Genomic DNA, 4,096 nt, shown 5'->3' with positions numbered 1-4,096 from the left:
ATTTCGTTGCAGGCGCTGCTCAGCCGTGCCACGACGTCGGCCGGCATGTGCGCCGGACCGCTCAAACCAAAGAAGTTGTCCAGCACCAGCTTGCGGTAGCCAAACTCCACCACGCTGGGCACATCCGGCACCAGCGGTGAGCGGCTGGCCGACGTTACGGCCAGCGGCACCAGCTGCCCGCTCTTGAAGTAGGGCACAAAAGCCGTCAGCACGTCGATGCCCACGGGGATCACGCCCGCGATCAGGTCTGTCGTCATGGGCGCACCGCCGCGGTACGGGATGTGCACCAGGTTCACGCCCATGGACTTTTTCATCAGCTCGCCGTAAATGTGGCCGATCGAGGCCGGGCCGCCCGAGCCGAAGTCGAGCCGGCCCGCTTTGCGGGCCTGCGCTTCCACATCGGTAATCGTCTTGATGGGCGCTTGCGGGTTGGCCATCACCACGCAGGGCGCGTTGCCGATCAGTGCGATGTGGGTGAAGCCTTCCACCGGGTCATAGGGCTGCTTTTCCAGCGCGAACGGGCCGATGGAAACCGGTGTCGAGTTGCTCAGCATCAGCGTGTAGCCGTCAGCCGGCGCCTGCGCCACCACCAGGCCTCCCACGCTGCCGCCCGCGCCCGGCCGGTTGTCGACCACCACCGCCTGCCCCAGCTTTTTGCCCAGCTGCTCGGCCATAACCCGCGCGACGATGTCGCTGGCGCCGCCGGCCGGAAAGGTCACCACGATCTTGATCGGCTTGTCCGGCCAGGCAGCCAGGGCCGGCAGCGCCATGGATGCGGCGCCGCTGGCGAGGATCTTCAGCGCGGTGCGGCGCGCAAGTGGGTGTGAGGGCGTGGGGGTATGTGGGTGGTCTGGCATGCGCGGCTCCTGCGTACAGTTTGTGTGCAAAAGTGTGTGCAAAAACCATGCCCCTCGGCCGCGAGCCGCTTGAATGGGATTGCCCGCGGGCGTTTGGCGTCAGCGTGACGCTACTGAATTAGTAGCGGCTCGCGCCTGTCCTCATTGGTTTACAGCCCGATTGAGGGGGTAAAAAGGCGACTCAGGGGGGCTTTTGACCCTCCAGCCTGCCCCTGGGGTGCCGCAAAAGCCCTGGCGATGCCGGAAACCCCGTGAAAACCACTGATTTCAAGCACAAAAGATAGCTGAAACCCAATACAGATGGGCGCAAGCAGCTATCTATTTGATAGCGATAGCATGGCAATCTGCCGCCGGCTTCAGCCGCCTCGACAGGGTGCATGCGTGATCCTGCTGCCGGCCCGCGATTACCGCCAAAGCTCCCCATTAAAGGAAACGCTTTTGACCATGTGTTCCTCCAGGTAGGCTTCCTTGTAGGCGGAACGCACGGTTTTCCAGGTTTCGCTGGTCACCGGGAGTTCCGTGCGTGCCGAGATGACGGCGCGAAACGGAATGTGGCCGACACCGGTGAAGGTGGCTTCTGAACGCAGCACCACATTGCAGTTAATGGTCTCTCCCGGCCCGATCAACCCGCCAGGGCAGATGTCAGCCTGCACATCACTGGCTTTCAGTGCCAGCTTTGTGTTGGGCAGAGGGTTGAGGGTCAGGGCGATGCGCGGCGGGGTCACGCGGACGGCGCGGCGGCTTGCGTTGGTCAGGCTAAAACCGAATGAGACGCTGCGGTCCAGCCACGTGACCTTTTGCTGGAACTTGACCTGCAGGTTCGGCGTCAGCGAGTCCACCAGTTCATCGACCACCTTGACGCGCTCCAGCCGCTTGCGTTCCGCGGCCTGGGCGTCGGGCACCGGTTTCTGCACCGGCTCCGGAACCGGTTCCGCTGCGGCCTTGGGCTGCTGGATCTCGGCCTTCATCTGCTCCATGTTGGCGCGCAATGCCTCGGTCTGGGCCTTGGCTTCGGCGAGCTTCTGTTCAAGCTGCTGCTGGTTCTTCTGGTTCGCGGCCATCAGCTGCTGCATCAGCAGCTGGGCTTCCTTCTGTGCCTTGGCCGCAGGCCGGTCTACCAGGGTGTAACGCGCTGCGCTGCCAGCCACCACAATCGCCAGGCCGATGATCAGCAAAAAAACGATGGTGTCGTATCGGTGGGCGCCGGCGTCCTTGCCGGGTTTCGGTTTGGGTTGGCGCGGCGGGAGAGGCGGCAGGGATGGCGGGATGGGGGGCATGCTTTTGTAAGCCATGAGGTATGCGCGGGTGTGGCTGGATTAAATGTGTTGTGAATCAGGTCGGTCAGGGGCCAACATGCTTTGAGATGCCCGGCTCACCATTTGCCGCGCACCCCCATCAGCAGGGCCAGGTTGCGCTGGCGTGCGTTCTGTTCGGTCTGGAGGTCGGCGAAGAGGTTGAAGTTGTCGTGGATGCGGCCCGAAACGCCCACGCCCAGGACCACCGTGTTGGCATTGAGGGCCACGCCCGCAATCTGGAACTGGTAGGGCGTGCCGGCGCCCTGCAGCTGCGCCGTCATCGGGGTGTTGTATTTGCCAAACTCATGCGCCCACACCACCCGCGGCTCCACCCGCAGCCGGCCCACGTCAAAGCCGGCTTTCAGCCCCAGCAACGATTTGGTTGAGTACACGGTTTGCGCGGCGACCTGCAGATTGAGCGCACCGGCGCCCTGCTCGGCAAAACCGTTGGTCTGGTTGCGGCTGAAGGCCAGCGCGGCCATCGGCTGCAGCGTCCAGCCGGTCATGTCCAGGTCGTACGTCAGCTCGCCGTAGGCCGTGGCGGTGCTGCTGTCGAAGTTCGACGAGGCCACGCGGCTGATCGGACCGACCACGATGCCGCGGTCCATGTGGTTGCCGTGAAACGCCACGCTGGTCACGCCGTTCAGGCGCCAGGCCCCGTCGGTGTAGCCGGCGTACATCGCCAGCGCCGCGCTGCGGGCCCTGCCCTGGTCACCTGAATCAAAGCTGACCCTTGATGTGCCGATGGTCACGGCGCCGCCCAGCATCAAGCCCGGCGACACTTCGGCGTCGTAACCCGCACTCAGGCCGGTGCTGTTCAGGCGGCTGGCCATGGCATTGCCGTCGCTGTCGGTGGTTTGGTGGCTGCCGTAACCGCGCAGCCAAAAACCGCAACCGTCTTCGGCGGCCGGGAAAAGTGCCCTCAGGGCTTCGCGGCCACCGACATCGTCGCTGCCGCAGACTGAGCCCAGGCTGCTTCGGCCCACGCGTGCCTGCAGCTGTTCGCCGAACGCGGCGGTAAAGCTGGGGCCGGCACGGCGCAAGGCCACCAGGTTGGCGCCGCCTATGGCGTCGAAGGCCGCGAGGGCCTGCGGCACTGACAGGCTGTTGAGGGCGCTGAGCACCGTGCTCATGTCGCCGCTCGCGCTGCCGGAGGCATCTTGAAGTGCGTTGGAGGCCGACTGCTGGTTGGGCGTCATGCCGGGCAGGGTGTTGTAGCCGGTGCTGTTGCGCGCCAGGGTCAGATACACGTTGTTGGGGTCGTAGGTGAGCGACGGTGTCAGAAACGCCAGGTTGGTCGTGAGCCCGCTAAAGACGCCGGTGCGCCCGCCTGTGGCATTGAGGATGGTGTACTGCGTGGTCGGCGAATAGGTGCCGGCGCTGGCCAGCACGTTGACCGTGCCGCCGTTGATGGTCAGTGTGCCGGTGGCGTTGGTGCGGTCGTTGCTGCCGGCTGCATCGACCTCCACGCTGTAATTGGAGCCGGCGTTGAAGGTCAGGTTGCCGACCACGGTGAGCGTGCCGATGGAATTGCCCGGCGCCAGCGTGCCGCCCGACTGGATGGTGGTGTTGCGCACGGAACCGGTGCCGCCCAGCGTGCCGCCGTTCTGCACCTGCACGGCAGAGTTGGTCAGGCTGCCGTTGACCGACAGCGTGCCGCCGCTGACGACGGTGGCCCCGCTGTAAGTGTGGGTGCCGGAAAAGGTGACATTGCCGGTGCCGCTTTTGACCACATTGCCGGTGCCGCTGATGACACCGCCAAACGTTCCGTTGCCTGCTTGCAAGAATTCCAGGTTGGCGTTGGTGGTAATCAAGCCCTGCAGGTTGGCGGTGGTGCCGCGCAAGGTGCCGCCATTGATGGTGGTGCCGCCTGTATAGGTGTTGGTGCCAGAAAGAATCACCGTGCCGCTGCCTTCCTTGACCAGCGTGCCGCCTCCATTGATG

The 4,096-nt window shown here is 64.7% G+C and carries 3 protein-coding genes; all 3 read right to left on the bottom strand.

Annotation, left to right across the window (positions count from 1 at the left end):
* The coding region (locus AC1D1P_RS16350; RefSeq protein WP_477673692.1) for a Bug family tripartite tricarboxylate transporter substrate binding protein at positions 1-857 on the bottom strand (857 nt) is incomplete at its 3' end.
* A gap of 404 nt (positions 858-1,261) precedes the next feature.
* On the bottom strand, positions 1,262-2,134 hold the full coding sequence (locus AC1D1P_RS16345; RefSeq protein ID WP_477673691.1) for a hypothetical protein: 873 nt from the start codon (positions 2,132-2,134) through the stop codon (positions 1,262-1,264).
* A gap of 95 nt (positions 2,135-2,229) precedes the next feature.
* A partial coding sequence (locus AC1D1P_RS16340; RefSeq protein ID WP_477673690.1) for an autotransporter family protein occupies positions 2,230-4,096 on the bottom strand: 1,867 nt, incomplete at its 5' end.

This window comes from Polaromonas sp. P1_E1_2 (assembly GCF_056406035.1).
The sequence above is the reverse complement of the archived record's forward strand: the minus strand, read 5'-3'. Positions and strand labels throughout refer to the sequence as shown.

Excerpts from the sequence above, each read along its gene's own strand:
- AC1D1P_RS16345 (WP_477673691.1), bottom strand. The coding sequence starts at position 2,134 with ATGCCCCCCATCCCGCCATCCCTGCCGCCTCTCCCGCCGCGCCAACCC.